Origin of the sequence: Klebsiella sp. CN_Kp091 (assembly GCF_040065095.1) — a bacterium.
Taxonomy (GTDB): domain Bacteria; phylum Pseudomonadota; class Gammaproteobacteria; order Enterobacterales; family Enterobacteriaceae; genus Klebsiella; species Klebsiella aerogenes.
On record NZ_JBEAIO010000049.1, the window covers coordinates 903,813 to 930,589 of the forward strand.

Sequence of the window (26,777 nt, forward strand, 5' to 3'; positions counted from 1 at the left end):
TCTGCAGCGCTGGTTTGCTTCTCAGCCCACAGCCTGGCGTGGCGCATAACATCATCAAAAATGCCTCCCTTACGACTGGCCTGTGACATGCGCTTGTACATATCGACAGCCTGAAATGCCCCCCTGAGCCACTGACTGGGTAAATCCCTGCCGGATAAGCTCTTCGCGGACGTTTTTCTCAATGAATTCGATATGGTTCACGTAAACCTCCAGCTACAACGTGCCGAGCATTGAGGTGACGATTGCCATTAGCGGCCCCGTTAGCTCTGGGTCAACCCGGAACATCTCGACAATGCCCTCACTCAGCTCTTTCAGCTTCTGATGGCGTGGTGCCCCCATAGCAACGGCAACCTTCGCTTCGCTGGTTTCTTTCTCCAGACGAGCCAGTCGGGACATAAAACTCTCTTCGGGCAATAGGCGGTGGCGGTATTCCAGCGGAAGAACGGCCATGATCGCCGGTGTAAGAAGGCGAACATACTCGCGATAGCGCTCAGACTCGGCCGGGTTGTCCAGGTAGCGAAAAAGCTTCTGGCGGGCACGGCTGATATCATCAGGAAACGCGATCTCCTCGCCGCCCTGCTGTCGCCACTCATCGATGATGTGTGCCGACACAACATCCTGCCCTTCAGCTGCAGCCCAGGCGCGAACGGCGGAGCGAATAGCGTCGTGATCTGACTCTCTCAGCTGATTTCGCTTTATCAAAGTGCCGGTCTTGAATCCGGTATTTTGTTGAAAGGAGAGTATTTGCATGGTCAGCCTTCCTCTTTCGGTAGGCCGTCTGTTGGATTTGGATAAAGATCAGGGCGAAGTTCGTGAGGTGTAATGCCTGTAGCCTGAAAAATAGAGGAAATGCGTCCCTGAGGCACAAGCCCCCGACAACGTTTTTTCCAATGACTAATTGTCATTGATGAGACGTCCAATTTTTCAGCAAGCTTTGTTGCGTTACCGGCATTTTTTATGGCTTTCTCTAATGCATTCATAAGTGACTCCTTATAGTTTACGAATCAAATTAAACATTATGTTTATTTCAATGTCAACTTTATGAATGTTGTGAGCGTAAACATTTAGTTTAAAATCGTGATATATGAGAAAAAATACGCACCAAGCAGATAACCCGCAGGTTCAGCGGCTTAACGAAATCATTGAGAAGAAGCGCATATCAAAAGCTGATATCGCGAGGATCTGTGGTGTGAGCGCGCAGTCTGTTAACAACTGGTTTGTGCGGGGCGCAATAGGAAAAAGCTCTGCGATAAAGCTCGCGGATGCGCTTGGCGTCAGCCTTGAATGGGTTTTAGGCCAAGATGTGGGCTCTAAAGACGGATTGAGACCTGACGAGCGAAGGTTGCTTGAACTTTACAACCAACTGCCAAACGAAGAAGAACAACAGAACATGCAGCGGATCATATCTCTTCGGCTGAATGAGCTCGATGAGCTGTACGCCAAGTACATGGGGCGGCGGATTAAGGGTGATGCTGAGTAACCGCCTCAGAGGTATAGACAGCATTCGTACTCAATAGTGGGCTGATGAGGTATTTTGGTTGTTCGGCAGCATGATACAAACATATAGGCAAGACGGTTATTTTTACTTTTCAACCCTATAAATACGGTATGTTTGTCTTAACTGATATAAAACACACAATATGCTTCGTTTAACTAGAAGGATTTTGATATGCCAAACCAACTTTTTGAATTCAAAAGCTACCCTATCGTATTCATTGGTTCAGGTATATCTAAAAGATATCTAAAAAATTACCCTACTTGGGAAGATTTACTAAATGAGTATTGGCAAAAAATAAATCCTGAAATAGATTTCTATAATTATCTTCTGACAATAAAAGAGAAATTTCGAGCCAGCATTGGCGATGATTCTGATTTAGATCATAAAATATACACCGAAGCAGCAACTAAAATAGAGAATGACTTTAACAAGCTTTTTACTGGCAACGCAATTAAACTTGAAGGGCTAGACGCAAAACGTGTGTTTAGTGAAAACATTTCACCTTTCAAATACTCAATATGTCAACGGTTCTCTTCTCCTACGCTTAAGGATGATGTAGACCTAGATGAATTAAACTCTTTCAAAGCACTATTAAAAAAAGCAAAAATGATCATTACTACTAATTATGATGCCTTTATAGAGCATCTGCTTAATGATCAAGGCGTCACCCCTAAACTATATATTGGAAATAATGGTTTCTTCGAAGACACCATCGGATGGTGTGAGTTATACAAGATACATGGAGATATCAAGGAACCGAAATCAATTGTAATTAGCGCTGAGGACTATGAGAAATATGATGATAGTGCAATTCTCATAAGTGCAAAAATACTATCGAATATGATTAAAAATCCAATTCTCTTTATAGGGTATTCGTTAACAGATAGAAATGTGAAAAAACTATTGTCAGACTTCTCATCACAATTACCAAAAGAAGATGGAAGGAAATCAGCTGAAAGAATAATTCTTATTCAACACAAATCAAATGAAGAGCAAGTAATCATAAAGCAAATCACTGATCAGCAACTTCAGGTTACTTACACCTCTGTTGAAACAGACAATTACAAACAGATTTATGATGAGATAAGCACTGTTGATGAAGGATTGTCTCCTTATGATGTTTTACGATATCAGAGAGCAATTAAGACACTTATTGTTAATGAAGGCGAAAAAGGCAATCTCGACACATTACTAGTATCTCCATCAGACTTAGATAAACTTGAAGAAAGCGTTAAACAGGGAAAAAACCTGGTTGTAGCTTTAGGTGATAAAAAATACGTTTTCACTCAAATAAAAGAACTTAATTATCTAGAGGACTATTTGTTTGAGAAAAATGAAATATCCAACAAGTTAGCAATTGAGTTTATCATTGATGCAAAAAATACAATAAGATTACCGTTTTCAAAGATTATATCCAGTTGCAACTTCCGTGATTTAAATTTGCAGCAAAAAGCATTAACTCGACTTAATCAAAGAATCGAGCGTCATGGTAACTTGGATAATATAATTAACTCTATAACATTAGATAAAGCAAATGCAGAACGAATCTTTACCACAATTACAGAGATAAAAAACGCAGGATTTAGCAAGCGAAAAGAACCAGTTGTCGTTATAAAAAATATTAGACACATAGATGTGCGTGAATTATCTGTCTATGTAAAAGAAGATATATTTTTACAATTTATATCATGTGATAATGAAAACTTAAAGACTGTTTATAGGAAATTGTTCTTAGCCTACGATTTGCTTATAAATGGTGATATTAAGAAACCTCTCTGAATAAAATCCCCGAATAGTAGTTTTGTTCGGGGCCTTTCGCCTTCCGCATGGTGGCGGAATGGTTTCTCTATGGTGAGAGAAACCGTGTGCACACCTCTAGCTTTGCAGATTACCTATTCAATATATTGGACATTATAAAAGTCTTGTAATTGTAAAACCCATATTATTCATAGAATTATGCTTCATGTATTTTAATGCAAATGTTGTAAACCTCAACATCGTTGCGATCATTCTTCCTCTTTAAGCCGTGCTTTTTACTAGCAATCATGTAACAACCGTTCATGACTACAAGCAGAACATGGATTCACCACAGGCGTAGCCAATATAAGTATACCATCCCCTCTGATTCCCTTTCCTATACATCCTTTGGCGCTCCCTTGGAATGACGTTGTCTAAGGTGCGCAGTTGAGTACATCCAATCCTGTCAGCGATGAAAGCTCGAACTCTATCCAACTCATCTCGCTCCACAACCATTCTGGCTGATGATTTTTAAACCAATAACAGCATTAAAAACAGTCAACCCACCTCTTAAATCAATTGCGTGTAAACTTTTTGTTTACTTAAAACAACTCATTTAGTTGACTACTGAGTAAACATTGTGTTTAATTATTCCATCGAAAAAAACCACCCAGGCATGGAGCCCACGAAGTAGCTGCCGGCGGCATACGAAACACCGGATGAGGTGGAGAGATCAACGCGCAGTAGGTTTAAACGTTCCGCTGGCCGGCGACAAGGCAGAGGTTGAAATGAGCAAGCGCGGCATCAGAGCCCTGGTCATTTCGGCAGTAATTGGACTCTTCATCTGGATAGCGCTTATCAGCGCACTGAGGGAGTTATTTCTATGATTGATTTCGCACGCAAACCCGCTCGTCAGCAGGCTGTTCGTTTAAGTCCGCTGTCAGCTTTCATCCGCCGGGTGTGCTACATGCTCGCGCAAAAAGGAGACCCTTCATGAGCACGATGTTTGCCCTGGTTCTCACCGTCAGCATGCTGACGGGCGGTAATCAGGATGTCCTGCTCGGGGTTTACGACACTGAGAATGACTGCAAGGCAGCTGCAGAAGAGCAACACGTGAAAGCTGAATGTTATCCGCTGAAAGGTGTACTGGACGAGCATCCAGCCGGGTTCACGGTGCAAATGTAGGGGGAGGAATGCAGAAGAAATGCGGTTACTGCCGTAAAGCAATCGAGGGAAAACCAGTAGTAAGCACCCTGTTATATCTCCAGGGAAACCAGCTCGCACGGAAAGAAAAAGAGTACTGCTCTGAACGCTGCGCCTCTTACGACCAGATGGCGCACGAGAGCTAACGTAAACCCGCCGAAGCGGGCTGTACGTCCGGTGACACCGACCAAAGTTCCACCGGAAATTACCAATAACCAATGACCACCCTGAATGGGCGCTACCAATGGCCCGGGGGATTCTACATCCAAAATAGAGGCTATCACATGGAATATTTTTATCTGATAAAAGCGACTCAAAAATCGGGTAAAGCTGATGCCGTAATCTGGCGCACTAATAAATCAGAAGCTCGCGCCCTACTGCAGCTCGACGTCGATCTGGAAGACGCTGGGATCGAAACAGGCCGCGGCAAAGACTATCAAAAACCAATTCGTACCGATTTCCCGGTATTCAATGACCTGCCGGCGGAAGGTGTTCTCGATTACTCATGGTGCGAACGCTACCAGCTCGGCAACGATGGCCGCACCTGGGCTCTGAAGCCAGGTCAGGCGCCTGCGGATCATCACATCGATGATGCCGGAGTATCTGCTGAGCCCGTTAGTGGCGAGCTGGTTGATGCCAATACTACTGGTGACGCGGCACAAGGTGAGACCGTGGAAACTTTCGGTAGCGATGAATACCAGGGCGATTCGAGCGCGCTATTTAACGTGGCAGAACTCCCCTTTCGCGCTCAGCTGCTGGCGCAGTACATGGCCGAAGAACGTCACGTTTATCATATCAGCATGCCTCACCGGCAGGAGCTGTCAGTTCTTGAAATGGACACTGATAACGCAGCCGTCCAGGATCTGATTCTGGCCGCCGAGAATATCCCTGAAATCAAAAAATACGATATGCCGGCGCTCTGGAAATTCACCAGCGCCAATAAAAAAGTCTTCCCGGAAGGGAAACGGCATGAGCTCGGTAAACGTATCCAGTTTGCAAAACTGTGGTTCGCCACGAACGCGATCGACCGCGGCATTCTCACCAGGGAATGGGCTGCCGGTAACTGCATTTCTTCGGTTATGAAAACTGATGCAGGAACGAATGCTGGCGGCGGTAATAAAACCGATCGCAATCCTGACTACACACATACGCTAGATACGCTTGATGTTGAGATTGCGCTGGCCACAATGCCGATGGATTTCGATATCTACAATTTCCCGGCATCCATTCATCGCCGGGCTAAAGAAATCGTCCAGAAAAAAGAAAGCCCATTCAAAGAATGGTCTGCTGTGCTGCGTAAAACCGCAGGCATCCTGGATTATTCACGCGCTGCCATTTTTGCCCTCATTCGTGACGCCACCAGCGATATTCATCATTTCCCGGTAAGTCTGCAGACCTATATCAATGCGAACCTGACAGAGCATAAGCATGAAACGCCCTCTGCTGAAACGCTTGAGAAAGCAGGGCATGTCTCATCTGCCGCCGTTGTTCTTAACACCGTGAAGAAAGCTATTGATGGCGAGGAAAACAAACCGGAGCTGGAAAACCTCTCAACCGAATATCAGGTTGTTGGCGCTCAACTGGTGGAGGAAGCCCAAAAAGAACGGTCTGCCGTGGATAAGATTCTCGCAGCTGAGCGCGGTGAATATATCGAAGGGGTAAGCGATCCGGATGCACCGAACTGGGTAACGGAAGACCTGACTAAACCCAAACAGCCTGTAGTTTCAAACATGGGCAATGGTGTTTTTTCGATTGATGGTCTGATGGATAGCCAGCCAGCACCAGCTTCAGCACTTTCTATTGTGGACCAGGCGCGCCAGCGCGCTGCAGAAGAAAAATTACATCCAGCTAATTCCGGGGAAACCACTAGCGATGTGCAGATGGAAACGGCTCAGCCAGTCGAAGACGAAAATGATAATGCGGTATCAGCAAGCGAAGGCACTGATGCAACTGCTCCGCAAGCAGATGCCGTGAACATGCGCGACATTCTTGCTGAGCGCTGCCCTGACCTTACCGCGGCAGTATTGAAGGACCAGCAATCAGCAACTGCAGAAGAAGAGCATGAGCCAGAGCCTGAAGCAACAAAATGGCCTGAATTCTTCGAGCCCGGTCGATATGAAAGTGTTCCGAACGAGATTTACCACGCGGCGAACGGCATCAGTTCTACTCAGGTTAAAGATGCCCGTATATCTCTGATGTATTTCGAAAAGCGTCACGTCTCGAAAGTCATTGAAAAAACGCGATCTCCTGTTCTGGATATGGGCAATTTGGTGCATGCGCTGGCGCTGCAGCCTGAACAGCTGGAAAAAGAATTCAGCATCGAGCCGGAAATCCCTGAAGGCGCCTTCACCACGACTGCGACGATCCGCGCGTTTATCGACGAGTACAACGCCGGGCTTCCGTCGCTGTTGAGTGCTGACAACATCAAGGCGTTGCTGGAGGCACACAACGCCACACTGCCTCAACCGGTTCCTTTGGGTGATGACGTTACCCAAACAGGTGAAAACTACATGGCCTTACCCGCTGAATTTCAGCGCGTCGAAGATGGTCAGAAAGTTACCGCGGCCAAAATGAAGGCATGCATCAAAGAATATAACGCCACTCTGCCCGCCCTAGTGAGAACCAGCGGCAGCCGGGATGCCCTGTTAGAACAACTGGCGATTATCAACCCTGACATGGTAGCTCAGGAGGCCCAGAAGGCGCAGCCGCTGAAAGTATCAGGCACTAAAGCGGATCTGATTCAGGCTGTGAAATCGGTTAAACCGGATGCCGTGTTTGCCGACGAACTGCTGGATGCATGGCGCGAAAACCCGGAAGGAAAAATACTGGTTACCCGCCAGCAGATGAGCACTGCGCTGGACATTCAGAAAGCACTTTTGAATCACCCCACCGCCGGCAAGCTGCTCCAGCATCCGAGCCGCGCCGTTGAGGTGAGCTATTTCGGTATTGATGAGGAAACCGGGCTGGAAGTTCGCGTACGCCCTGACCTTGAGATAGACATGAGCGGCCTGCGCATTGGTGCGGACCTGAAGACCATCAGCATGTGGAACATCAAGCAGGAAGGGCTGCGCGCGAAGTTGCACAGGGAAATCATTGAGCGCGATTACCACCTCAGCGCAGCCATGTACTGCGAAACCGCGGCTCTGGATCAGTTCTTCTGGATTTTCGTCAACAAAGACGAGAACTACCACTGGATCGCCATTATCGAGGCATCAGAAGAACTACTGGAACTCGGCATGCTGGAATACCGCAAAGCAATGCGCGCCATCGCGAACGGTTTCGACACTGGCGAATGGCCGGCGCCAATCACTGAAGACTACGCCGAAGAACTTAACGATTTTGATGTGCGCCGTCTCGAAGCGCTGCGCGTACAGGCATAAGGGGAATAACAATGTCCAATTTAGTCGCAACTACTGAAAACCAGACCCAGAAGATCGACAACGTTTCTATTCTGACGAATGGTGAATTGTTCAACCGCCTGCGCACGCTTTCTGAAGTAATGGCCAACAGTGGAAATTTCGTCCCTGAACATTACCGCGGTAAACCAGATGCGTGCATGGCTGTAGTGATGCAAGCAGCGCGTTGGGGTATGGATCCGTTTGCAGTGGCACAGAAAACCTTCATCGTGGGTAACTCAGGTGTGCTTGGCTATGAGGCACAACTGGTGAATGCGGTAATTAACACCATGGCCCCAACCAAAGACCGGATCCATTTTGAATGGTTTGGTGCATGGGAAAATATCGTTGGCCGCTTCATTAAAAAAACCAGCGGCAAAGGTAACGACTACATCGCGCCGGGCTGGGATTTGAAAGATGAAGCTGGCGTGGGCGTCCGCGCCTGGGCAACGCTCAAAGGAGAATCAGAACCTCGTGAGCTTGTGCTGATGCTTTCTCAGGCACAAGTACGCAATTCTACACTGTGGGCGAGCGACCCACGCCAGCAGTTGGCCTATCTTGCCGTTAAACGTTGGGCGAGGCTGTATTGTCCAGATGTAATCCTCGGGGTATATACCGCCGACGAAATTGACGAACGCGAAGAAAAGGTTATCAACCCAGCGCAAACAGAAAAAGTCACGCTGAATGAGATAACAAACTCCGTTGGCGCTTCCACCAGCACGCAAGAGTCTGCATCTAACGTCGACGCAGTTGCCGATGGACTCCGCGACCGAATTGATACAGCTGACTCAGTGGATCAGGCCAAAGCCATTCGCGCAGACATCGAATCACAGAAAGCTCTGCTGGGTACTGCTCTTTATACCGAGCTGAAGAATAAGGCGGTGAAGCGCTACTACCTTGTTGATGCGAAGAACAAGGTTGAGGCTGCCATAAATTCACTTCCTAACCCAGGGGATCCGGAAGCCGAAGCGTTATTCGCGAAGGCAGAAGGCACCCTGACCTCATCGCGCCGCCACCTCGGTGATGAACTGTATGACCAGTTCCGTATCACCCTGGACGACATGAAACCGGAATACCTGGGCTAAGGGAGGCGGGAGGGTTAGCCCTCCCGATAACGATATGAGCAAATCACTTAACGCACGATGCATACGCCGCTGGAAAGTTGAATTCAAAGGGCGCTGCGATTCGAAATATAGCCCCTACTGGCACAAGCGCGATCTCCGCGGTTACATCCGTGAGGCGGCACTGACTACGGCGTATTGCATGGTTGAAAACTTGGCCTACAACAACGCAATGCACGATTTTTTCGCTCATGTGGGTGACAGGAATTGCTGGTCGCCAGAGTTCTCAGCATGGTACGACGGGCGTCGAGAGCATTATCTCAAAGAAGCGCGCGACTACCTGAATGAAGAAGCCACCAACGACGAAATCGACGACGAAATAGAGAACGAACTGGAGGCCTGGAATGACTGAGCGCGGAATGAAATTCTCCAAATTCACTGAGCTGGTAGCCCGCATCTGGTCAAACCCAACTACGCAGCGTCGCGACCCGGAGATCACCATCTTCATACTCTCGCCTGGCAGCATCGGCGCGTCGCCATCCGTTGAAGTAGAGTCAATTCAGGCTGGATTCGACTGGGACGCCGGGCAGGTTCTGATTTACCCTGCGCAACCACTGACCACGCTGACGCCTGAACAGGTAGCGGACATTACCACCAGCGTGAGCAAAGGCCAGTCCTGGCACGCATATGAGGCTTACAAGAAGCACAAGGCCCTGCTGGAAAACGCAGCGCTTGAGCATGCGAAAGTCGCCGGGCAGCGCGACGAGCTTCTGGCGGCGCTGGTTTCCCTAGCTGCTGTCGCTCGCCGCTATCTTCCGGATTATGACGAGCATCCGGAAGTGCAGAAGGCTGATAACACCATCTCCCGCGTCAAAGGCGGTGCAGCATGAGTCTTAAACATCGATTACCTGAGCTGGAAGCCAGCATCGACCCTGCGGCATTGCGCGCGGCCGCCGACGAATATTCGGATCTGCTTCTGACTTTGTGCTTGTGCATGAAGATGGCCGGCCCTACTCGGGAGAACTTGCGCGCCTGCGCCACCGAGCTTAAAAAACGCCTGACAACCTGGCACAGCCAGAAAGAGCTCAATGCAATTCTGTCCAGTTGGGATCCCGTTGGCTATGTTCTCGGCCTCCGTCGGGAGGCGAACGACAACGCGCGCGCAGCTGGCGATCCAGTTGATGTATTTGTGTGAGGTGGATATGCGACTGATAAACCGAAGCAAGCAATCACCGCTGGGCCGCCAGGCTTGTGATGCCGCACTGGCAAAACATGTTGAGCTTTATGGCGCCTACGGGCGACAGAAAACGAAGAGAACTTATACGGTGGTGGTTCAAGGCTCAAAGATCACTGTAGAAGTTGTAAACAGAAAATGCAGTTATGTGGCGACGGCCATGAGCTGCGCCCGTAGGCTGCAGCATCTTCCTGGACAATGTAACTAAGGGGCTTTTATGAATAACGCATCTCATTTCCAAGATGAAATATTGATAACCAGTGACATTCTGTCCAGATACAAAATTTCGCGCAGCACACTGTATTTCTGGAGCACACCATCCCGGATGCCATCGTACTTTTCTCAGCCGTTTCCGAAGCCAAAAATAAATGGCAGTCCTAAAAGATGGCGTTTGTCAGACCTTCTTGCTTGGGAAGACAACATGGGTATCAAACCAGAGGCTGGCCAATCAACTTCTCAAGATGACGTTGCCAAACAGCAAGCCAATGACGCTGATCATCCAAATAATCGTGGAGGTTATACCGCGCCATGACTCCAGACATATGATGCCCTAGTAGTTTTTCCACAACATGTGGTGGCGCACCTAATTCAGAAAGGCGCGTCGCCACTGTTCTTCTCAAATCATGAAGCGACCAAGGTTTCATCCCTGTTTTTGCAATTATCTGCGCAGAGAACAGAGCCACGTTTGGTTGAAGTGGCGGCCTGTCATCTTCTGGCCCCCTGTATCGTGACAACGTCACAACATGTTTTGAAACTGATGTTTCTTTTTCAGCTACCATCATCTGTATTACAGCCTCAGGAAGCGCCCTTCTCACCGACTTCCCAGTTTTATAGTCACTTGCCGGGATAGTCCATGTTTGTTCCTTGAAATCAAACCATTCCCATTTTGCTGTTCTGATCTCTGTACTTCGACAGCCAGTCATAATGAGAAACTTCATTATCAATTGCTGCCTATATTTCATCTCAGGCAGGGCATTCCAAACTGTAATGATTTCATCATCACTTAACCTGCGATCTTTTACAGCTGCTGTGAGCCCTACATCTGATCGTCTAAGGCTTTCAATAGGGTTCACGTTAATTACCCCACGGTTGGAACAGAAACGAAATGTGCGCTGCATCAAACCGAGCATTTGCCCTGTAACCACTCTTCGCCCCATACCGTCAAAAAGATTTAGCCAGTGAGCTTTAGTTGTCTGATCTACAATCATATTTCCGAGCACTGGGGCTATATGATTATTGAAGTCGCGGCGGTTAACTTTGATTTTTACCAGACCTTCAGGGATGCAGTAGTACTTCTCCCAGTAATCGAATGCTTCTTTCACTGTAAGCGCTTCTACTTTTTTCTGTTTCTCGAGTACTACTTGCCGTCTAGGATCAAGCCCTTCCGCTAGCCAAGCCCTGAACTGCTGCCTACGTTCTCGCGCATGAGCTAATGAGGTGGTTGGATAATCACCAATCGTTAGTTGAGCGGCTTTCCCGTTCCATCTGTAGCGGTAAAAGAATGTTATACTGCCGGATGTAGACAACCTGACATTCAGACCATGTGCGTCTGAAATGACCTCGATTTGGTCTCTTTTTTTGCCAAGAGCTTTTCTTAATTTTGTGTCGGTAAGCAATGTGTACACTCCGGAAGAAGATATACACATCAGTGTACACATTATGCGTAAATTGATAACCTTCAAATCTATGAAGAACACACAAAAATAAAGCGTTACATACTGGCAAGGCGTTGATAATAGCGGGATTCTTGAAAAGAAATTAAGCATGACTAACAAACTTAAAACGGATTCATATGCCCTACGATAGCGTCTATCTCGAAAAGCGCCCGCCCGGCGCATTGCGCACCGTATGGCGTAAATTCTACGGCGATACCACCGCGATGATTGGTTTATACGGCTGCGGCGCGCTGGTGCTGTTGTGCGTATTCGGCGGCTGGTTCGCGCCTTATGGCATCGATCAGCAGTTCCTCGGTTACCAGCTACTGCCGCCTTCGTGGTCGCGCTATGGCGAAGTGTCGTTCTTCCTCGGTACCGACGATCTTGGTCGCGATGTGCTAAGTCGTCTGCTCAGCGGCGCGGCGCCGACCGTCGGCGGCGCCTTTGTGGTAACGCTCGGCGCCGCGCTGTTCGGCCTGGTGCTTGGCGTGATTGCCGGTTCCACCCACGGTTTGCGTTCAGCGATAATGAACCACATTCTCGACACCCTGCTGTCGATTCCGTCGCTGCTGCTGGCGATTATCGTCGTCGCTTTTGCCGGGCCGCATCTGAGCCATGCGATGTTTGCCGTCTGGCTGGCGCTGCTGCCGCGCATGGTGCGTTCGGTCTACAGCATGGTGCACGATGAACTGGAAAAAGAGTACGTGATTGCCGCCCGCCTCGACGGCGCTTCCACGCTCAATATTCTCTGGTTTGCGGTTCTGCCTAATATTACCGCAGGACTGGTCACCGAAATTACCCGCGCGCTGTCGATGGCGATCCTCGACATTGCCGCGCTCGGTTTTCTCGACCTCGGCGCTCAGCTACCCTCTCCGGAATGGGGCGCCATGCTCGGCGACGCGCTGGAACTGATTTACGTCGCTCCCTGGACGGTAATGTTGCCGGGGGCGGCCATTATGATAAGCGTACTGCTCATTAATCTGCTGGGCGACGGTATTCGCCGCGCAATTATTGCCGGGGTCCAATAATGCCGTTACTGGATATACGTAATCTCACCATTGAGTTTAAAACCAACGAAGGCTGGGTAAAGGCCGTCGATAGGGTCAGCCTGACGCTGGCTGAAGGTGAAGTCCGTGGTCTGGTGGGGGAATCAGGTTCCGGCAAAAGCTTAATCGCCAAGGCGATTTGCGGCGTCACTAAAGATAACTGGCGGGTCACCGCCGACCGTATGCGTTTTGATGATATCGATCTGCTGCGCCTGTCTAACCGCGAGCGCCGCAAACTGATTGGTCACAACGTATCGATGATCTTCCAGGAGCCGCAATCCTGTCTCGATCCTTCCGAGCGTATTGGGCTGCAGTTGATGCAAAATATCCCCGGCTGGACCTTTAAAGGCCACTGGTGGCAACGCTTTGGCTGGCGCAAGCGCCGCGCCATCGAACTGCTGCACCGGGTGGGGATTAAAGATCACAAAGATATTATGCGCAGCTTCCCCTACGAACTGACCGACGGCGAATGTCAGAAGGTTATGATCGCCATCGCGCTTGCCAACCAGCCGCGCTTGCTGATTGCTGATGAACCCACTAATGCCATGGAACCGACTACTCAGGCGCAGATTATTCGCCTGCTGACCCGGCTCAACCAGAACAACAACACCACTATTTTGCTGATCAGTCACGATATGCAGATGCTCAGCAAATGGGCGGATAAAATTAACGTCATGTATTGCGGGCAGACGGTGGAAACCGCGCCGAGCGAAGAGCTGGTGACCATTCCTCATCACCCCTACACGCAGGCGCTGATTCGCGCGATCCCGGACTTCGGCAGCTCAATGCCGCATAAAAGCAGGCTGAATACCCTGCCCGGCGCCATTCCGCTGTTGGAACAACTGCCGATCGGCTGTCGGCTGGGGCCGCGCTGTCCCTATGCGCAACGCGAGTGTATCGTCACGCCGCGTTTGACCGGCGCGCGTAATCATCTGTACGCCTGTCATTTCCCGCTGAACATGGAGAAAGAGTGAAATGGTCGAAACATTGCTGGAAGTTCGCAATCTGAGTAAGACCTTTCGCTATCGTACCGGCTGGTTCCACCGTCAGACGGTAGAGGCGGTGAAGCCGCTGAGCTTTACCCTACGCGAGCGTCAGACGCTGGCAATTATTGGTGAAAACGGCTCCGGTAAATCAACGCTGGCCAAAATGCTGGCCGGGATGGTTGAGCCAACCACCGGTGAACTGTTGATTGACGACCATCCGCTGGAGTTTGGCGACTACTCATTCCGCAGCCAGCGTATTCGTATGATTTTTCAGGATCCCTCGACCTCGCTTAACCCGCGTCAGCGTATTTCGCAGATCCTCGATTTCCCGCTGCGCCTCAATACCGATCTTGAACCAGAAGCCCGGGAAAAGCAGATTATCGAGACGATGCGCATGGTGGGTCTGCTACCTGACCACGTCAGCTACTATCCGCATATGCTGGCGCCGGGGCAAAAACAACGCCTGGGTCTTGCTCGTGCCTTGATCCTGCGTCCGAAAGTGATTATCTGCGATGAGGCGCTGGCCTCGTTGGATATGTCAATGCGCTCGCAGCTAATCAACCTGATGCTGGAACTACAGGAAAAACAGGGAATATCCTACATCTACGTAACTCAGCATCTGGGGATGATGAAGCACATCAGCGATCAGGTGCTGGTGATGCATGAGGGCGAAGTGGTTGAGCGCGGAAGCACTGCTGATGTACTGGCCTCGCCTCTGCATGATCTGACCAAGCGGCTGATCGCCGGCCATTTTGGCGAAGCGCTGACTGCCGACGCCTGGCGAAAAGATGGCAAATAGCGTTAACTTTCCTTCAGGGGCGGCATAATAGCCGCCCCTGCCCTTTATGACTGCGGGAACACGCTCTGCGCCGGTAATGGTCGGCGGTCAAAGCGGCGCAGCGCAAAATACAACCATCCTGTACCTACCCAGCCGATAATCCATGACACATCATTGCCGGCGAATATCCACGTCAGCGAACCATGGAACAGCGGGTTCTCAATAAACGGCAGTTGAATAAGCACGCCAATGATATAAATGGTAATGGCATACAGATTCCAGAAACCATAGCGCTGATGCGGGTCGCTAAGCGCCGGAATATCGACCGCGCCTTTAGAGATAATGTAGTAATCGGTCAGACTGATGGCGCTCCAGGGAACGAAAAAAGCCAGCAGGAATAACAGGAAATGGGTGAAGTGTTTTAAGAAAGCTGGCTCACTGAGCAGCGCGATAATACACGAAGCCGCGACCATCAGGACGACGAAAGCGACACGGCATTTCTGCGACAATGCCGTCTGGCGACGGAAACCGGAAACAATGGTGGTCAGAGACATAAAACTGCCGTAGGCGTTAAGCGTCGTGAAGGTGATTTTGCCAAAGCAAATAGCAAAGTAGATGACCATCGCCATCACCTGGCTTTTACCCAATCCCACCAGATAACTCACTTCATGACCGGGGAAAGCGCTGCCGGCAATCGCGGCAGTAAATACCCCTAGCGTCATGGATGTCTGGGTTCCTAATACGGTACCGAAAAATACCGAGCAGAACGTTTTCGTTGCCGATACATTGCGTGGCAGGTAGCGCGAATAGTCGGACACATACGGGCAGAACGCGATTTGCCACGACGATGACAGCGACACGGCCAGCAGGAACATCGGCAGGGAGAAATGGTTATTTTGCGCCAGGGCCGTGAGATCCGCCGACATCAGTAGCGTAACGAACATATAAACAAAAGCCAGAATGCCGATAATGCTCGCCAGTTTACCCAGCTTATGAATCACCTTATAACCCAGTACCGCAATAACAATAATAATCGCGCTGAATAGCAGCATGCCGGCAACGTTGCTGATACTTAACAGTTTTGCCATCGCCTGCCCGGCCAGTACGGTACCGCTGGCGGAGAAGCCAACATACATGACGCAGACCAGTACCAGCGGCACTACCGCGCCAAAGACGCCAAACTGGGCGCGGCTGATTATCATCTGCGGCAAACCCAGCCGTGGTCCCTGCAGGGCATGCAGCGACATCACCGCCGCCCCCAACACCTGTCCAAGAAGAAGGCCTATCAGCGACCACACCACGTCGCCGCCCAGCACCACGGCTAAAGCGCCGGTGACAATAGCGGTAATTTGCAGGTTGCCGCCAAACCACAGAGTAAACTGGCTAAACGGATGCCCATGCCTCTCGCGTTCGGGAATGTAATCAATCGACCGCGTTTCCTTTAATCCTGCCTCATTACTTTTTGGTTGCCCGTCTGTAGACGAAAAAGAAGACATAGGTACCTCGCTATTATTATTTCATTGACTCCCCATCTGACCGATCCTGTATATACAAGCATTGACAACTACCCGCACCGCACGCATCCTATTTTTGTGATGAATATGTAAATTCTTTGTATTGCAAAAAGTAACAAAACCATAACAATAACGTTGATTAACGCCTGCGCAGGCAGCGCTTAACGAGGTGTACCGCTCATGATCGTTCCCGTCCAACTATCCACTCTGCCCGTCACCCCCTGGAAAAATGGCGCTGGCGAGACCCGTGAGATAGTCTGTGTACCTTCTCCTGATGCCCCTTTTTTGTGGCGAGCCAGCATTGCCACCCTACAAAATGATGGTCCGTTTTCCTGCTTTCCCGGCGTCGATCGTGTCATTACCCTACTCACCGGGCAGCCGCTGCGTCTGAAAGGCGAAGCTATCGATCACCCTTTAGCGCTGTGGCAGCCCTGGGCTTTTGCCGGCGAGTGGCCGCTGCGTAGCGAAGGGATCCGCGAGCGCGGTCTCGACTTTAATATCATGACCCAGCGCAGTCGCGCCGCCGCCGAGGTTCGGGTCGTGAACGATGTACAAACTCCCGGCGACGAAGGCGTCGCGTGGGTATTGCAGGGTCGCTGGCAACTTGGTGAACAGCAATGTGAAGCGCAATCGGGTATTTTCTGGCATCAGCAAGCGCCGGGCGAACTCGCGCCGCTCACGACAGACGCCCTACTGTTACTCACCACGATCGTGCGCCGTTAACCGCAGAAATATCGGTAACGCGTCGTGATCTCACGGTAAAACGTAGTGATTATCCGGTGATATGCTGGAGTGAGCGCATTTGTCCTTACGCGCTGCATTGCGATAGGCGGCACAAAAAATCGTGACACAAGAGGTCTTCAGTGGGATATAATTCTTGGCTAAATTTGAGTTATTTTGAAATAACAACGTTAACCGTTTGATTGTTAGAGTAAAAATAAGCAATAACGATAAGGATTAAAGCTATGGGTTTTCTTTCCGGTAAGCGCATTCTGATCACTGGCGTGGCCAGTAAACTGTCCATCGCCTACGGTATTGCGCAAGCAATGCACCGTGAAGGGGCTGAACTGGCATTCACCTATCAGAACGAAAAACTGAAAGGCCGCGTAGAAGAGTTTGCTGCTGCGTTGGGTTCTAACATTGTGCTGCCGTGCGACGTGGCTGAAGACGAAAGCATCACCGCGCTGTTCACTGAACTTGAAAAAGTATGGCCGAAATTTGATGGTTTCGTGCACTCTATCGGTTATGCGCCAGCTGACCAGTTAGATGGCGACTATGTTAATGCCGTCACCCGCGAAGGTTTCAAAATCGCCCACGACATCAGCGCCTACAGCTTCGTGGCGATGGCAAAAGCCTGCCGCTCAATGCTGAACCCGGACTCCGCGCTGCTGACCCTTTCCTATCTGGGCGCTGAGCGCGCGATCCCGAACTATAACGTTATGGGTCTGGCAAAAGCGTCTCTGGAAGCCAACGTCCGCTATATGGCGAACGCGATGGGTCCGGAAGGTATTCGTGTTAACGCCATCTCTGCGGGTCCGATCCGCACCCTGGCGGCATCCGGTATCAAAGATTTCCGTAAAATGCTGGCGCACTGCGAAGCGGTCACCCCGATCCGTCGCACCGTCACCATCGAAGACGTCGGCAACAGCGCGGCCTTCCTGTGCTCTAACCTGTCTGCGGGCATCTCCGGTGAAGTCGTTCACGTTGACGGCGGTTTCAGCATCGCTGCGATGAACGAACTGGAACTGAAATAAGTTCCCTATCCTCCTCACCCCGGTGAGGAGGATCTCTCTCCCTTCTCTGCTTACGCTTCTCTTCTGTTATTCCAATCCGCTATTTATTAGTACGTATCAATATTTTCTCCTGCTTCAGGGTTACGCCAGGATAGTTGTGCAAAGAGGTACCGCGAAACGGCGGTTCGCCACCTACCGAACAAGGAACGCCCATGGAGCAACGCCGCGTGTATGGCAAAAACCACTGGTATCACGAGACCCAGTCAACCAATAGCCCGGTCGAGGTTCTTCCTCTGGTCCCGGAGGCCGCTGACGTTGATGACCGTTTTTTGCTCGATCTGCCACTCGCAGCCGATCTTAGCCACCCTCATGAAGGCTGGCTGGCGCCCGCGCGTCAGTTGGCAAAGGTACTTTTCCCGGACAGCGTCACGGTCACCCGATTACAAACCTTTAATGCCTACGACCGTCTCAGCACGGCCCTGACCGTCGCTCAGGTCTACGGCGTACAGCGCTTGTGTAACCACTACGCCGCGCGTCTGGCGCCGTTACCGGGCCCAGACTCTTCACGAGAGAGTAATCACCGGCTGGCGCAGATAACCCAGTACGCCCGTCAGTTAGCCAGTTCCCCTTCTGTTATCAACGAGGTCTCCCGCCGCCAGCTTGATGAGGTAGGACTGACCAGCCGCGATATTGTGTTAATTAACCAAATTATTGGCTTCGTGGGTTTTCAGGCCCGCGCGGTGGCCGCATTTCAGGCCGCGCTCGGCCAGCCGGTACGCTGGCTTCCAGGTATGCCGCAGCAGGATGATGCCCCGGCAGAACGCTTTACTGATGTTACCGGAGAGTGGTCACTGGATATCGATGATGCCGACCTGCGTTACGCCAATGATGACAGGCAAGCCAGGCTCGCCGCATGGCACCGTCATCCCGGCCTGCAGCCTCTCGCCCCCCTTCTGGCAACGGATGAAGGCGCGTTGGCACTGCTGCATCAACTGCTGAATCAACTGGATAACTCTGCGCAGCCCTTAAGCGCAATGGCGGCATTGCTGGCGGCGCGAATCAACGGCAGCGTCAGCTGTTTTAACGCCTGGGCCGCGCGCTGGACAGGTGACAACGGATTGTTGCAGGCATTGCGCGGCGATGAACGAATGATTCAGCACTGGGCGCAAAGCCATTCTTTGGAACACGTTTTCCTGCAGGCGGCGCAGCTATTGACTCGTGCGCCGGACCGTTTTAGCGCCGCGCAGCTAACTCCCCTCACTGAATATGGGCTTTCCCGCGTTGAGGCTATCGATCTGCTGGCGTGGTGCGGCCTGTGCGGCTGGCTGAATCGGCTTAAAGTCGCCCTCGGCGAGGTACGTCAAGCGACGTAAAATGCTGAAACAGCGCTTGCTGAGGCAGGCATATTCGCGTAAAAATGTCAGCCGCTCTTTTAGCCACGAAAAAACCTAATTATGTTTCAGGACAACCCGCTGCTAGCGCAGCTTAAACAGCAATTGCATTCCCAGACCCCGCGCGTTGAAGGGGTCGTTAAAGGTACGGAAAAAGGTTTTGGCTTCCTCGAAGTCGACTCGCAGAAAAGCTACTTCATTCCGCCGCCGCAAATGAAAAAAGTGATGCATGGCGATCGTATTATCGCTGTGGTCCATACGGAAAAAGAACGTGAAAGCGCCGAGCCGGAAGAGCTGGTTGAGCCTTTCCTGACCCGTTTTGTCGGCAAAGTGCAGAAAAAAGACGATCGTCTGTCTATTGTTCCTGATCATCCGCTGCTGAAAGACGCCATCCCTTGCCGCGCCGCGCGTGGCGTAGAACACGATTTCAAACAGGGTGACTGGGCGGTGGCTGAAATGCGTCGCCATCCGCTGAAAGGCGACCGCGGTTTCTATGCCGAATTAACGCAATTCATCACCTTTAGCGACGATCATTTCGTGCCGTGGTGGGTGACGCTGGCGCGTCATAACCTGGAAAAAGAAGCGCCGAATGGCGTTGCCACCGAGATGCTCGATGAAGGACTGGAACGTCGCGATTTGACGGCGCTTGAGTTTGTAACCATCGACAGCGCCAGCACCGAAGATATGGACGACGCGCTGTTTGTAGAGCGCGCCGACGACGGTAAACTTCTGCTGACCGTCGCTATCGCCGATCCGACAGCGTGGATTGCCGAGGGCAGCAAACTGGACAACGCGGCGAAAATTCGCGCCTTCACCAACTATCTGCCGGGCTTTAATATCCCGATGCTGCCGCGCGAACTGTCTGACGATTTGTGCTCGCTGCGCGCCAACGAAGTGCGTCCGGTACTCGCCTGCCGCATGACCCTGGCGGCTGACGGCGCTATTGAAGATAATATCGAATTCTTCGCCGCGACCATCGAATCTAAAGCCAAACTGGCTTATGACGACGTCTCCAACTGGCTGGAAAATATCGGCTCATGGCAGCCTGCTGATGACGCTATCACGCAGCAAATCAAACTGCTGCAGGAAGTCTGCCTGCGCCGCAGCGAATGGCGTCAAACCCACGCCCTGGTGTTCAAAGACCGCCCTGATTATCGCTTCGTGTTGGGTGAGAAAGGTGAAGTGCTGGATATCGTTGCCGAACCGCGCCGCATCGCCAACCGCATTGTTGAAGAGTCAATGATTGCCGCTAATATCTGCGCGGCACGCGTGCTGCGCGATAACCTGGGCTTTGGCGTCTATAACGTGCATACCGGTTTCGACCCAGCTAACACCGAACAACTGGCCGCGCTGCTGAAAACGCACGATGTACACGTCGATCCGCTGGAAGTCCTGACACTGGACGGCTTCTGTAAACTGCGCCGCGAACTGGATGCTCAGCCTTCAGGTTTCCTCGATAGCCGCATCCGTCGCTTCCAGTCGTTCGCGGAGATCAGTACCGAGCCGGGCCCGCACTTCGGCCTTGGCCTGGAAGCTTACGCCACCTGGACTTCGCCAATTCGTAAATACGGCGATATGATCAACCACCGTCTGTTAAAGGCCATCATTAAAGGCGAGACCATTGGTCGCCCGCAGGATGATATCACCGTGCAGATGGCGGAACGTCGTCGTCTGAACCGTATGGCGGAACGTGACGTCGCAGATTGGCTGTATGCTCGCTTCCTCAACGATAAAGCCGGAACCGATACCCGCTACGCGGCAGAAATCATTGATGTCAGCCGCGGCGGCATGCGCGTGCGCCTGGTCGATAACGGCGCTGTCGCCTTTATTCCGGCACCTTTCCTGCACGCGGTGCGCGATGAACTGGTCTGCAGCCAGGAGAACGGAACCGTACAGATTAAAGGTGAAGTGGTTTATAAAGTCACCGATGTTATCGACGTGACTATCGCTGAAGTTCGTATGGAAACCCGCAGCGTCATCGCCCGTCCGGCGGCGTAACGCTTTTATGGCCCCTGCCCAGGGGCCATGCATTTCTCGTTTTGAGTGAATATCGCCAGCTGCGCAAGGATGTGCGTTTTTTTCGCTTCTCTTTTGCAACCGTTTTTTGCATCATTGATTTCATTCATTTTTGTAACCAGGATAATGCTATGTCTGATCTGAATGCCCGCCTGCTCGCCCAACGTATCGATACCGTGCTGGATATTCTGGTTGCCGGAGATTATCACTCGGCGATCCATAATCTGGAGATCCTCAAAGCCGAACTGCAGGCATTGTCTCACGACGAGCCAGAGAAGGATTCAGGGCAATCAAAAGCGCCGTGGGAAATCTGATTGATTCCTGTCCCCCAGCACGCCTTAAAGCCTGCTGGGCGCCGTATAGACCTCTAACTGTGATGTAGCTATGAACGCCCGACAACAAAGTATTTTACAAATGGTCATTGATAAAGGCCGCATGAGCGTTGCCGATCTGGCCAGGATGACCGGTGTCTCCGAAGTCACTATTCGTCAGGATCTGAATTCGCTGGAAAAACAAAGCTACCTGCGCCGTACCCACGGCTTTGCGGTACCACTGGATAGTGAAGACGTCGAAACCCGGATGATGACCAACTTTGCCATTAAGCGTGAACTCGCCGCGCGCGCCGCGTCGCTGGTGGCAGCCGGAGAAACGGTGTTCATCGAAAATGGCAGCTCAAACGCCCTTCTGGCCCGCACGTTGGCGGAACGCGGTGATATCACTATCATCACCGTTAGCAGCTATATCGCACATTTACTCAAGGAAACGCCGGGCGAGGTCATCCTGCTGGGCGGTATTTATCAGAAGCGCAGTGAAAGCATGGTGGGCCCATTAACCCGTCAATGCATCCAGCAGGTGCACTTCAGCAAGGCGTTTATCGGCGTTGACGGCTGGCAGACCGAAACCGGCTTTACCGGCCGCGACATGATGCGCGCCGATGTGGTCAACGCGGTGCTGGAAAAGCAGTGCGAGGCTATCGTACTCAGCGACAGTTCGAAGTTCAGCGTCGTGCATCCTTATCCACTGGGCCCGATTGCCCGTTTCAATCGCGTCATAACCGACAACAACCTGAGCGAAACTATCCGCCGGCAGCTCTCCGGGAGCGGTTTAACGCTCGATATAGTTGACCCCGCCTGATCGCTTCCGCCAGCGCCCGTAGAATGGCGTTGGCAGCCTTTCTGCGTCTGAGAGTATTCTGACCCGCAATTAAGATTTTTTACCTGACGTTAAATTTTAAAATAAGTAGAATTATTATTAGCGATATAACAGGAAGTGACTATCACCTGCGTGATTAGAGCAACACCTGCGCAACTTAAGTTTCATGGAATAACCCTTAAGTCATAGCCAGTTGCTATGCTTAAAGGAAGGTGTATCCATGAATAGATTATTCAGGAGAATAAAATGATGACTTCAATGAGCAAAAAAATGGCTGCGGCCGTACTGGCGGTTACTGTAGTAATGTCCCTGAGCGCTTGTTCCAACTGGTCTAAACGCGACCGTAATACCGCAATCGGCGCAGGCGCTGGCGCACTGGGCGGCGCGGTATTAACCGACGGCAGCACCCTGGGTACCCTGGGCGGCGCAGCGGTTGGCGGCATCATTGGCCACCAGGTTGGTAAATAACCACCCCGCGTATTAAATTAATAATAATTTCGTAGTTACTGACTCACGCATCTACCAATAATTAAGGCCACGGTATTTACCGTGGCCTTGTTGTTTATTTCGTAGAAATTATCTTAGCCACCCGCTAATTTTACTTTCATCCCTTTAGCTTCCAGCAGTGATTTCAGCAAGTCGCGTTTATCACCCTGAATTTCAATCACTCCATCTTTCAGTGAACCGCCGCAGCCGCATTTCTTTTTCAGCTCCGCGGCCAGCTTCGCCAGCGCATCGTCATCGAGATCGATGCCGGTAATCAAGCAGACGCCCTTCCCTTTGCGCCCGCTGGTCTGGCGTTGAATGCGCACGATACCATCGCCTTTCGCACGTTGCGGCGCCGCTTTCGGCTCTTCAATACGCCCGCTATCGGTAGAGTAAACCAGGCGGCTGTTAGAATCGCTCATTACGCCTCCAATTTCAGCGACGCGTTGATAGCCGCAAGCGTTGCAGCCGGATCGGCAGACTGGGTAACCGGCCGGCCGATCACCATGTAATCAACCCCCGCCTGCTGCGCCTGTTCCGGAGTCATAATCCGGCGTTGGTCGCCCGCATCGCTGCCTGTGGGGCGGATCCCTGGGGTAACTAACTTAAATTCTTGTCCTAACTCTTGTTTAAAGCGGACGGCCTCCTGCGCGGAACAGACTACGCCATCGAGACCACAGCGTTTGGTTAGCGCCGCCAGTTTAGCAGCATGATCGGCAGGTGAAAGCGTGATGCCAAGGTCTTGCAAATCGCTGGCTTCCATGCTGGTCAATACGGTGACCGCAATCAGTAGCGGCGCCTCTTTTCCGAACGGTAACAACGCCTCGCGGGCAGCCGTCATCATGCGCGCGCCGCCGGAGGCGTGAACGTTCACCATCCATACGCCAAGCTCCGCGGCTGCGGCGACCGCGCGTGCGGTGGTGTTCGGGATATCGTGGAATTTCAGGTCGAGGAACACTTCAAAGCCGCGCTGATGCAGGTCGCGAACAAATTGCGGCCCCAGCAGCGTGAACATCTCCTTACCTACCTTTAACCGGCAGTCGCGCGGATCGATTCGTTCAACAAAGGCTAACGCCTTGTCACGGTTATCATAATCAAGCGCAACAACGACGGGAGAGGATGTGATAACGCGAGGAGAAGAGCTAGCAGTAGACGTCATGACCGGACCTTAATTGTGGATGAGCGCCGCCAGGGCGCAAAAAAGGTAAACGGGCAGCATTCTACCTGCGAAGTGGGGAAAATGACAGGCTGGTTTTGCCCGTCTACAGACAAAAGCGGGCACGCGGCTGCAGAAATGGATACGCTAAAACCCAGACAAGTATGTTGTAACTAAAGTCAGGTTTTTTTTAGAAGTTACTGGCCATCAAGGCCGCGAATCGGCTTGATAGTCGCCCAAGAACGGCAGGACGGGCAGTGCCAGTACAGGGTGTGAGAAGTAAAACCGCACTTCTGGCAGCGGTAACGCGGTTTGCTCCGCACCTGCTCGCCAACCATATTGCGCAGAACCCCCAGGCTCGCCTTCGCGCGCCCTTCTTCCGCCTCATTAAGATGGTAGTCCATCAGTTTGTGGAACACGCGCATCGTCGGGTGGCGTTCCAACTGGCGAGTCACATAGCTCTGCGCGGCCTCGGCGCCTTCCTGCTGCTCGATAATTTGCGCCAGCATAAGTTCCGCGGTCGCCCCGGTGTTCTCTTCTACACAGCGGCGCAGGAACGCTTCCCACTCCTCATGCTTACCCAACTGCTGATAACAGGTTTGCAGCATTTCCAGGGTTTCACCAACCAGTTCTTTATCCTGGCCAATCACCCGTTCCAGGCTTTCTACCGCTTTCGCGTAGTCGCCTTTTTCCATCCACACGCGCCCCATCATAATCGAGACGCGGGCGCTGTTGCGGTCCGCTGACGCGCCTTTTTTCAGCAGCGTCATTGCTTTATCGAGATCGTTACTGGCCATCTGCTGCAGCGCCAGCTCACACCAGAAGTTGGCGATATCGCTGCGATGCTTTTCTTTGCCCAATTTTACCAGCCGTTCGGCGACTTCAATAGCGGACTGCCAATCGCTGGTTAACTGGTAAATTTGCAGCAGTTGTTGTAGCGCGCCCAGGCGGAAGTCGGTTTCATCTACCAACTGCTTGAACATATCTTCCGCGCGATCGTACAGGCCCGCGGCCATATAATCACGGCCCAACTGCTGGACGGCGAGCAGGCGTTGGTCGTAGGTGAGCGAGGCGCTCTCCATCAGGCTTTGGTGAATGCGGATAGCGCGGTCAACTTCGCCGCGAGAACGAAACAGGTTGCCAAGCGTCAGGTGGGCTTCAACGGTGCCGGTGTCCTCTTTCAACATATCAAGGAACAGATCCACGGCTTTATCCTGCTGGTTGCTCAGCAGGAAGTTGACCCCAGCGACATAATCGCGCGACAGGCGATTAGCATCGTCCTGTTTGGACTGTTGTGCGCTCCTGCGCCCCATATACCATCCATAGGCTGCGGCAACGGGAAGAAGCAGAAACAACAACTCCAGCATAGACGGTTATTCCTTGACCGCAGGGACGCCGGCATCAGCAGGCGCTACGGTCACTGGCGCGATCTGCTGCTCCAGGCGTTTAATTTTACGCTCGGCGCGAGCCAGCGATACTCGTACCCGTAACCAGAACAGGCCGCAAATCAGCCAGCCAATCGCAAACCCGGCAGCAAATAACACCGCCAGCAACGTGGAGATGCGGAATTCACCCTGCGCGAGCAAATAGTTGAACGTGACCAGTTGGTCATTTTGCGCACCCAGCGTCACAGAGATGACGAAGATAGCTAACACCAGTAAGAAAATAAGTAAATATTTCACATGACTTCCCGTTCTGTGGGTTGCGCGAGTAAAACGCGTTCAAGCCCTATAAAGTATCATTTTCACCGCAGTGGTGAAATGGAAAAGCATGACACCCGTCATGATATGCGGCCGGGTGTCGCGAAAATCAACATAAACAGCGTCAGGTTGCGCGTTTTTTGATATCCGTCGCCTCTTCGACAGGCGGGGTTAACGGGCCGCAAAAACGCTGCGTGAGCCAGGTCGCCGCGGTAACCAGCAGCCAGGAAAGGCTGGTCGCCACGATAAGATCCTGCGGCCAGTGCATGCCCAACGCCAGGCGGCTGCCCATGACCGCCGTCGCCCACCCTAACAGCACACCGATAGTCACCCAGCGCCGACGCGGCCACAACAGCCCGACGCCAAGCAGCGCCCAGCTGGCGGCAAACATGGTATGGCCGGACGGAAAGGCAAAACCGGTCTCTTTCTGCCAGTGTTTACGCAAGAACCCCGGTATTGTCTGTTGTTCAGCCAATTGCTCATGCACCAGTTTAGCGCGTTCTTTACGTTTTAACTCATAGAATTGCGCCACCGGAACCTGCTGGGTTCTTTCTAACCAAATCACAAACGGCCGTGGTTCCTGCACCCGTTCTTTGATCCAGGATTTTAGCCCCTGTCCTGCCAGGATAGCAGCGCCGAGAATGAGAAACAGCACCAGCGCTTCGCGCAGACGAAAACGTAAACACCACAAAAACCAGCCAAATAGCGCTACGTGGGTAATGATTCCCCACGGCTGGGTTACCGTTTCAGTCACCCAGTACCACATTTTCAACATGGCCGGGGCTTGACCCGGCTGCCACTGCCAGCCGGAGAGCCAGACCATAACGGGCATAACAAGCAATAGCGCCGCCCCGATGGCGGTCCTTTTGGCAATTAACAGCATCGTATCTCCTTCTCTTTCCTTCTGAATATCATAACGGAAAGTAGATCGTTTGTGCGCTTTCCGCGCAGGCGGTCGTTGGTAATTAGGAGAACGTCGCGGCGTTGTGGCAAAATAGTAGTAAACAGAAAGCACATTCAGGTGCTGTCAGAATCT

At 51.6% G+C, this 26,777-nt stretch carries 29 protein-coding genes; 20 read left to right on the forward strand and 9 right to left on the reverse strand.

Translation table 11 applies throughout. The features are described 5' to 3' along the window. Nucleotides 1-213: 213 nt before the first annotated feature. Both ABLV17_RS24930 and ABLV17_RS24935 read right to left on the reverse strand, forming a co-directional pair. The gene (locus ABLV17_RS24930) at nucleotides 214-750 is read right to left on the reverse strand and encodes a toxin YdaT domain-containing protein (protein ID WP_113373668.1); all 537 of its coding nucleotides are present in this window, start codon (nucleotides 748-750) and stop codon (nucleotides 214-216) included. Between the two features lie 2 nt (nucleotides 751-752). After that, nucleotides 753-980: a YdaS family helix-turn-helix protein gene (locus ABLV17_RS24935; protein ID WP_224108406.1), complete on the reverse strand. Its 228-nt coding sequence runs from the start codon at nucleotides 978-980 to the stop codon at nucleotides 753-755. A gap of 104 nt (nucleotides 981-1,084) precedes the next feature. On the opposite strand from ABLV17_RS24935, the gene ABLV17_RS24940 reads away from it, so the two are divergent. From ABLV17_RS24940 to ABLV17_RS24985, 10 genes are all read left to right on the forward strand, one after another. After that, nucleotides 1,085-1,480: a helix-turn-helix transcriptional regulator gene (locus ABLV17_RS24940; protein WP_224108405.1), complete on the forward strand. Its 396-nt coding sequence runs from the start codon at nucleotides 1,085-1,087 to the stop codon at nucleotides 1,478-1,480. Nucleotides 1,481-1,669: 189 nt separating this feature from the next. Beyond that, a complete protein-coding gene (locus tag ABLV17_RS24945) occupies nucleotides 1,670-3,277 on the forward strand; it encodes an SIR2 family protein (RefSeq protein ID WP_224108404.1) in 1,608 nt (535 codons plus the stop codon). Between the two features lie 951 nt (nucleotides 3,278-4,228). Beyond that, nucleotides 4,229-4,420, forward strand: coding sequence for a YebW family protein (locus ABLV17_RS24950; RefSeq protein ID WP_004179600.1), 192 nt, complete (start codon nucleotides 4,229-4,231; stop codon nucleotides 4,418-4,420). Nucleotides 4,421-4,428: 8 nt separating this feature from the next. Beyond that, a complete protein-coding gene (locus tag ABLV17_RS24955; RefSeq protein ID WP_012967861.1) occupies nucleotides 4,429-4,584 on the forward strand; it encodes a YdaE family protein in 156 nt (51 codons plus the stop codon). A gap of 138 nt (nucleotides 4,585-4,722) precedes the next feature. Next, entirely contained in the window at nucleotides 4,723-7,818 is a 3,096-nt protein-coding gene (locus ABLV17_RS24960; RefSeq protein ID WP_348854750.1) for a RecE family exodeoxyribonuclease, read from the forward strand. Nucleotides 7,819-7,829: 11 nt separating this feature from the next. Next, on the forward strand, nucleotides 7,830-8,918 hold the full coding sequence (locus ABLV17_RS24965) for a RecT family recombinase (RefSeq protein WP_224108402.1): 1,089 nt from the start codon (nucleotides 7,830-7,832) through the stop codon (nucleotides 8,916-8,918). Nucleotides 8,919-8,952: 34 nt separating this feature from the next. Further along, nucleotides 8,953-9,306 carry a hypothetical protein gene (locus ABLV17_RS24970; RefSeq protein WP_047053500.1) on the forward strand — a complete coding sequence of 118 codons (354 nt, stop codon included), beginning with the start codon at nucleotides 8,953-8,955 and terminating at the stop codon, nucleotides 9,304-9,306. Between the two features lie 7 nt (nucleotides 9,307-9,313). Beyond that, entirely contained in the window at nucleotides 9,314-9,784 is a 471-nt protein-coding gene (locus ABLV17_RS24975; protein WP_080956931.1) for a hypothetical protein, read from the forward strand. Beyond that, nucleotides 9,781-10,089 (forward strand): hypothetical protein, encoded by a 309-nt coding sequence (locus tag ABLV17_RS24980; RefSeq protein WP_047053502.1) that lies wholly within the window; start codon nucleotides 9,781-9,783, stop codon nucleotides 10,087-10,089. Before ABLV17_RS24975 ends, ABLV17_RS24980 begins: the two co-directional genes overlap by 4 nt. 7 nt (nucleotides 10,090-10,096) lie before the next feature. Next, complete coding sequence (locus ABLV17_RS24985; RefSeq protein ID WP_072056188.1) at nucleotides 10,097-10,336, forward strand: DUF4060 family protein; 240 nt, start codon at nucleotides 10,097-10,099, stop codon at nucleotides 10,334-10,336. A gap of 220 nt (nucleotides 10,337-10,556) precedes the next feature. On the opposite strand, the gene ABLV17_RS24990 is transcribed toward ABLV17_RS24985, so the two are convergent. After that, the gene (locus tag ABLV17_RS24990; protein ID WP_047053504.1) at nucleotides 10,557-11,774 is read right to left on the reverse strand and encodes a site-specific integrase; all 1,218 of its coding nucleotides are present in this window, start codon (nucleotides 11,772-11,774) and stop codon (nucleotides 10,557-10,559) included. A gap of 146 nt (nucleotides 11,775-11,920) precedes the next feature. Here ABLV17_RS24990 and sapC point away from each other — a divergent pair, with 146 nt between their 5' ends. The 3 genes from sapC to sapF are packed head-to-tail and all read left to right on the forward strand — an operon-like array spanning nucleotide 11,921 to nucleotide 14,614. Continuing rightward, complete coding sequence (gene sapC / locus ABLV17_RS24995) at nucleotides 11,921-12,811, forward strand: putrescine export ABC transporter permease SapC (protein ID WP_020078584.1); 891 nt, start codon at nucleotides 11,921-11,923, stop codon at nucleotides 12,809-12,811. Beyond that, nucleotides 12,811-13,803 (forward strand): putrescine export ABC transporter ATP-binding protein SapD, encoded by a 993-nt coding sequence (gene sapD / locus ABLV17_RS25000; RefSeq protein WP_015366243.1) that lies wholly within the window; start codon nucleotides 12,811-12,813, stop codon nucleotides 13,801-13,803. The genes sapC and sapD overlap by 1 nt, the downstream gene beginning before the upstream one ends. A gap of 1 nt (nucleotide 13,804) precedes the next feature. Next, a complete protein-coding gene (sapF, locus tag ABLV17_RS25005) occupies nucleotides 13,805-14,614 on the forward strand; it encodes a peptide ABC transporter ATP-binding protein SapF (RefSeq protein ID WP_047044986.1) in 810 nt (269 codons plus the stop codon). 44 nt (nucleotides 14,615-14,658) lie between these two features. On the opposite strand, the gene ABLV17_RS25010 is transcribed toward sapF, so the two are convergent. Then, complete coding sequence (locus ABLV17_RS25010; RefSeq protein WP_113373661.1) at nucleotides 14,659-16,089, reverse strand: cytosine permease; 1,431 nt, start codon at nucleotides 16,087-16,089, stop codon at nucleotides 14,659-14,661. Nucleotides 16,090-16,287: 198 nt separating this feature from the next. Between ABLV17_RS25010 and ABLV17_RS25015 the strand changes: the two genes are divergently transcribed. The 7 genes from ABLV17_RS25015 (at nucleotide 16,288) to osmB (ending at nucleotide 22,867) form a co-directional block, all read left to right on the forward strand. After that, nucleotides 16,288-16,830 carry a HutD family protein gene (locus ABLV17_RS25015; RefSeq protein ID WP_271032388.1) on the forward strand — a complete coding sequence of 181 codons (543 nt, stop codon included), beginning with the start codon at nucleotides 16,288-16,290 and terminating at the stop codon, nucleotides 16,828-16,830. Nucleotides 16,831-17,072: 242 nt separating this feature from the next. Then, nucleotides 17,073-17,861 (forward strand): enoyl-ACP reductase FabI, encoded by a 789-nt coding sequence (gene fabI, locus ABLV17_RS25020; RefSeq protein WP_061154898.1) that lies wholly within the window; start codon nucleotides 17,073-17,075, stop codon nucleotides 17,859-17,861. A 191-nt stretch (nucleotides 17,862-18,052) separates the two neighbouring features. Beyond that, complete coding sequence (locus tag ABLV17_RS25025) at nucleotides 18,053-19,213, forward strand: CMD domain-containing protein (protein WP_213794813.1); 1,161 nt, start codon at nucleotides 18,053-18,055, stop codon at nucleotides 19,211-19,213. A gap of 81 nt (nucleotides 19,214-19,294) precedes the next feature. Continuing rightward, a complete protein-coding gene (locus tag ABLV17_RS25030) occupies nucleotides 19,295-21,229 on the forward strand; it encodes an exoribonuclease II (RefSeq protein WP_348854751.1) in 1,935 nt (644 codons plus the stop codon). Nucleotides 21,230-21,378: 149 nt separating this feature from the next. Then, nucleotides 21,379-21,561 (forward strand): hypothetical protein, encoded by a 183-nt coding sequence (locus tag ABLV17_RS25035; RefSeq protein ID WP_015366235.1) that lies wholly within the window; start codon nucleotides 21,379-21,381, stop codon nucleotides 21,559-21,561. A 70-nt stretch (nucleotides 21,562-21,631) separates the two neighbouring features. Next, entirely contained in the window at nucleotides 21,632-22,381 is a 750-nt protein-coding gene (locus ABLV17_RS25040) for a DNA-binding transcriptional regulator YciT (protein WP_087859379.1), read from the forward strand. Between the two features lie 267 nt (nucleotides 22,382-22,648). Beyond that, nucleotides 22,649-22,867, forward strand: a complete 219-nt coding sequence (gene osmB, locus ABLV17_RS25045) for an osmotically-inducible lipoprotein OsmB (RefSeq protein WP_032688354.1) — start codon at nucleotides 22,649-22,651, stop codon at nucleotides 22,865-22,867. A 113-nt stretch (nucleotides 22,868-22,980) separates the two neighbouring features. On the opposite strand, the gene yciH is transcribed toward osmB, so the two are convergent. The 5 genes from yciH to pgpB form a co-directional block, all read right to left on the reverse strand. Further along, nucleotides 22,981-23,307, reverse strand: coding sequence for a stress response translation initiation inhibitor YciH (yciH, locus tag ABLV17_RS25050; RefSeq protein ID WP_015705734.1), 327 nt, complete (start codon nucleotides 23,305-23,307; stop codon nucleotides 22,981-22,983). Further along, on the reverse strand, nucleotides 23,307-24,044 hold the full coding sequence (pyrF, locus tag ABLV17_RS25055; protein ID WP_271032386.1) for an orotidine-5'-phosphate decarboxylase: 738 nt from the start codon (nucleotides 24,042-24,044) through the stop codon (nucleotides 23,307-23,309). The genes yciH and pyrF overlap by 1 nt, the downstream gene beginning before the upstream one ends. A 194-nt stretch (nucleotides 24,045-24,238) precedes the next feature. Continuing rightward, nucleotides 24,239-25,408 (reverse strand): lipopolysaccharide assembly protein LapB, encoded by a 1,170-nt coding sequence (gene lapB, locus ABLV17_RS25060; protein WP_087859378.1) that lies wholly within the window; start codon nucleotides 25,406-25,408, stop codon nucleotides 24,239-24,241. A gap of 6 nt (nucleotides 25,409-25,414) precedes the next feature. Continuing rightward, entirely contained in the window at nucleotides 25,415-25,723 is a 309-nt protein-coding gene (locus ABLV17_RS25065) for a LapA family protein (protein ID WP_045374686.1), read from the reverse strand. A gap of 142 nt (nucleotides 25,724-25,865) precedes the next feature. After that, nucleotides 25,866-26,624, reverse strand: coding sequence for a phosphatidylglycerophosphatase B (gene pgpB, locus ABLV17_RS25070; RefSeq protein ID WP_087859376.1), 759 nt, complete (start codon nucleotides 26,622-26,624; stop codon nucleotides 25,866-25,868). Between the last annotated feature and the right edge of the window lie 153 nt (nucleotides 26,625-26,777).

Excerpts from the sequence above, each read along its gene's own strand:
- ABLV17_RS24930 (WP_113373668.1), bottom strand. The coding sequence starts at position 750 with ATGCAAATACTCTCCTTTCAACAAAATACCGGATTCAAGACCGGCACT.
- ABLV17_RS24935 (WP_224108406.1), bottom strand. The coding sequence starts at position 980 with ATGAATGCATTAGAGAAAGCCATAAAAAATGCCGGTAACGCAACAAAG.
- ABLV17_RS24940 (WP_224108405.1), top strand. The coding sequence starts at position 1,085 with ATGAGAAAAAATACGCACCAAGCAGATAACCCGCAGGTTCAGCGGCTT.
- ABLV17_RS24945 (WP_224108404.1), top strand. The coding sequence starts at position 1,670 with ATGCCAAACCAACTTTTTGAATTCAAAAGCTACCCTATCGTATTCATT.
- ABLV17_RS24950 (WP_004179600.1), top strand. The coding sequence starts at position 4,229 with ATGAGCACGATGTTTGCCCTGGTTCTCACCGTCAGCATGCTGACGGGC.
- ABLV17_RS24955 (WP_012967861.1), top strand. The coding sequence starts at position 4,429 with ATGCAGAAGAAATGCGGTTACTGCCGTAAAGCAATCGAGGGAAAACCA.
- ABLV17_RS24960 (WP_348854750.1), top strand. The coding sequence starts at position 4,723 with ATGGAATATTTTTATCTGATAAAAGCGACTCAAAAATCGGGTAAAGCT.
- ABLV17_RS24965 (WP_224108402.1), top strand. The coding sequence starts at position 7,830 with ATGTCCAATTTAGTCGCAACTACTGAAAACCAGACCCAGAAGATCGAC.
- ABLV17_RS24970 (WP_047053500.1), top strand. The coding sequence starts at position 8,953 with ATGAGCAAATCACTTAACGCACGATGCATACGCCGCTGGAAAGTTGAA.
- ABLV17_RS24975 (WP_080956931.1), top strand. The coding sequence starts at position 9,314 with ATGAAATTCTCCAAATTCACTGAGCTGGTAGCCCGCATCTGGTCAAAC.
- ABLV17_RS24980 (WP_047053502.1), top strand. The coding sequence starts at position 9,781 with ATGAGTCTTAAACATCGATTACCTGAGCTGGAAGCCAGCATCGACCCT.
- ABLV17_RS24985 (WP_072056188.1), top strand. The coding sequence starts at position 10,097 with ATGCGACTGATAAACCGAAGCAAGCAATCACCGCTGGGCCGCCAGGCT.
- ABLV17_RS24990 (WP_047053504.1), bottom strand. The coding sequence starts at position 11,774 with ATGTGTATATCTTCTTCCGGAGTGTACACATTGCTTACCGACACAAAA.
- sapC (WP_020078584.1), top strand. The coding sequence starts at position 11,921 with ATGCCCTACGATAGCGTCTATCTCGAAAAGCGCCCGCCCGGCGCATTG.
- sapD (WP_015366243.1), top strand. The coding sequence starts at position 12,811 with ATGCCGTTACTGGATATACGTAATCTCACCATTGAGTTTAAAACCAAC.
- sapF (WP_047044986.1), top strand. The coding sequence starts at position 13,805 with ATGGTCGAAACATTGCTGGAAGTTCGCAATCTGAGTAAGACCTTTCGC.
- ABLV17_RS25010 (WP_113373661.1), bottom strand. The coding sequence starts at position 16,089 with ATGTCTTCTTTTTCGTCTACAGACGGGCAACCAAAAAGTAATGAGGCA.
- ABLV17_RS25015 (WP_271032388.1), top strand. The coding sequence starts at position 16,288 with ATGATCGTTCCCGTCCAACTATCCACTCTGCCCGTCACCCCCTGGAAA.
- fabI (WP_061154898.1), top strand. The coding sequence starts at position 17,073 with ATGGGTTTTCTTTCCGGTAAGCGCATTCTGATCACTGGCGTGGCCAGT.
- ABLV17_RS25025 (WP_213794813.1), top strand. The coding sequence starts at position 18,053 with ATGGAGCAACGCCGCGTGTATGGCAAAAACCACTGGTATCACGAGACC.
- ABLV17_RS25030 (WP_348854751.1), top strand. The coding sequence starts at position 19,295 with ATGTTTCAGGACAACCCGCTGCTAGCGCAGCTTAAACAGCAATTGCAT.
- ABLV17_RS25035 (WP_015366235.1), top strand. The coding sequence starts at position 21,379 with ATGTCTGATCTGAATGCCCGCCTGCTCGCCCAACGTATCGATACCGTG.
- ABLV17_RS25040 (WP_087859379.1), top strand. The coding sequence starts at position 21,632 with ATGAACGCCCGACAACAAAGTATTTTACAAATGGTCATTGATAAAGGC.
- osmB (WP_032688354.1), top strand. The coding sequence starts at position 22,649 with ATGACTTCAATGAGCAAAAAAATGGCTGCGGCCGTACTGGCGGTTACT.
- yciH (WP_015705734.1), bottom strand. The coding sequence starts at position 23,307 with ATGAGCGATTCTAACAGCCGCCTGGTTTACTCTACCGATAGCGGGCGT.
- pyrF (WP_271032386.1), bottom strand. The coding sequence starts at position 24,044 with ATGACGTCTACTGCTAGCTCTTCTCCTCGCGTTATCACATCCTCTCCC.
- lapB (WP_087859378.1), bottom strand. The coding sequence starts at position 25,408 with ATGCTGGAGTTGTTGTTTCTGCTTCTTCCCGTTGCCGCAGCCTATGGA.
- pgpB (WP_087859376.1), bottom strand. The coding sequence starts at position 26,624 with ATGCTGTTAATTGCCAAAAGGACCGCCATCGGGGCGGCGCTATTGCTT.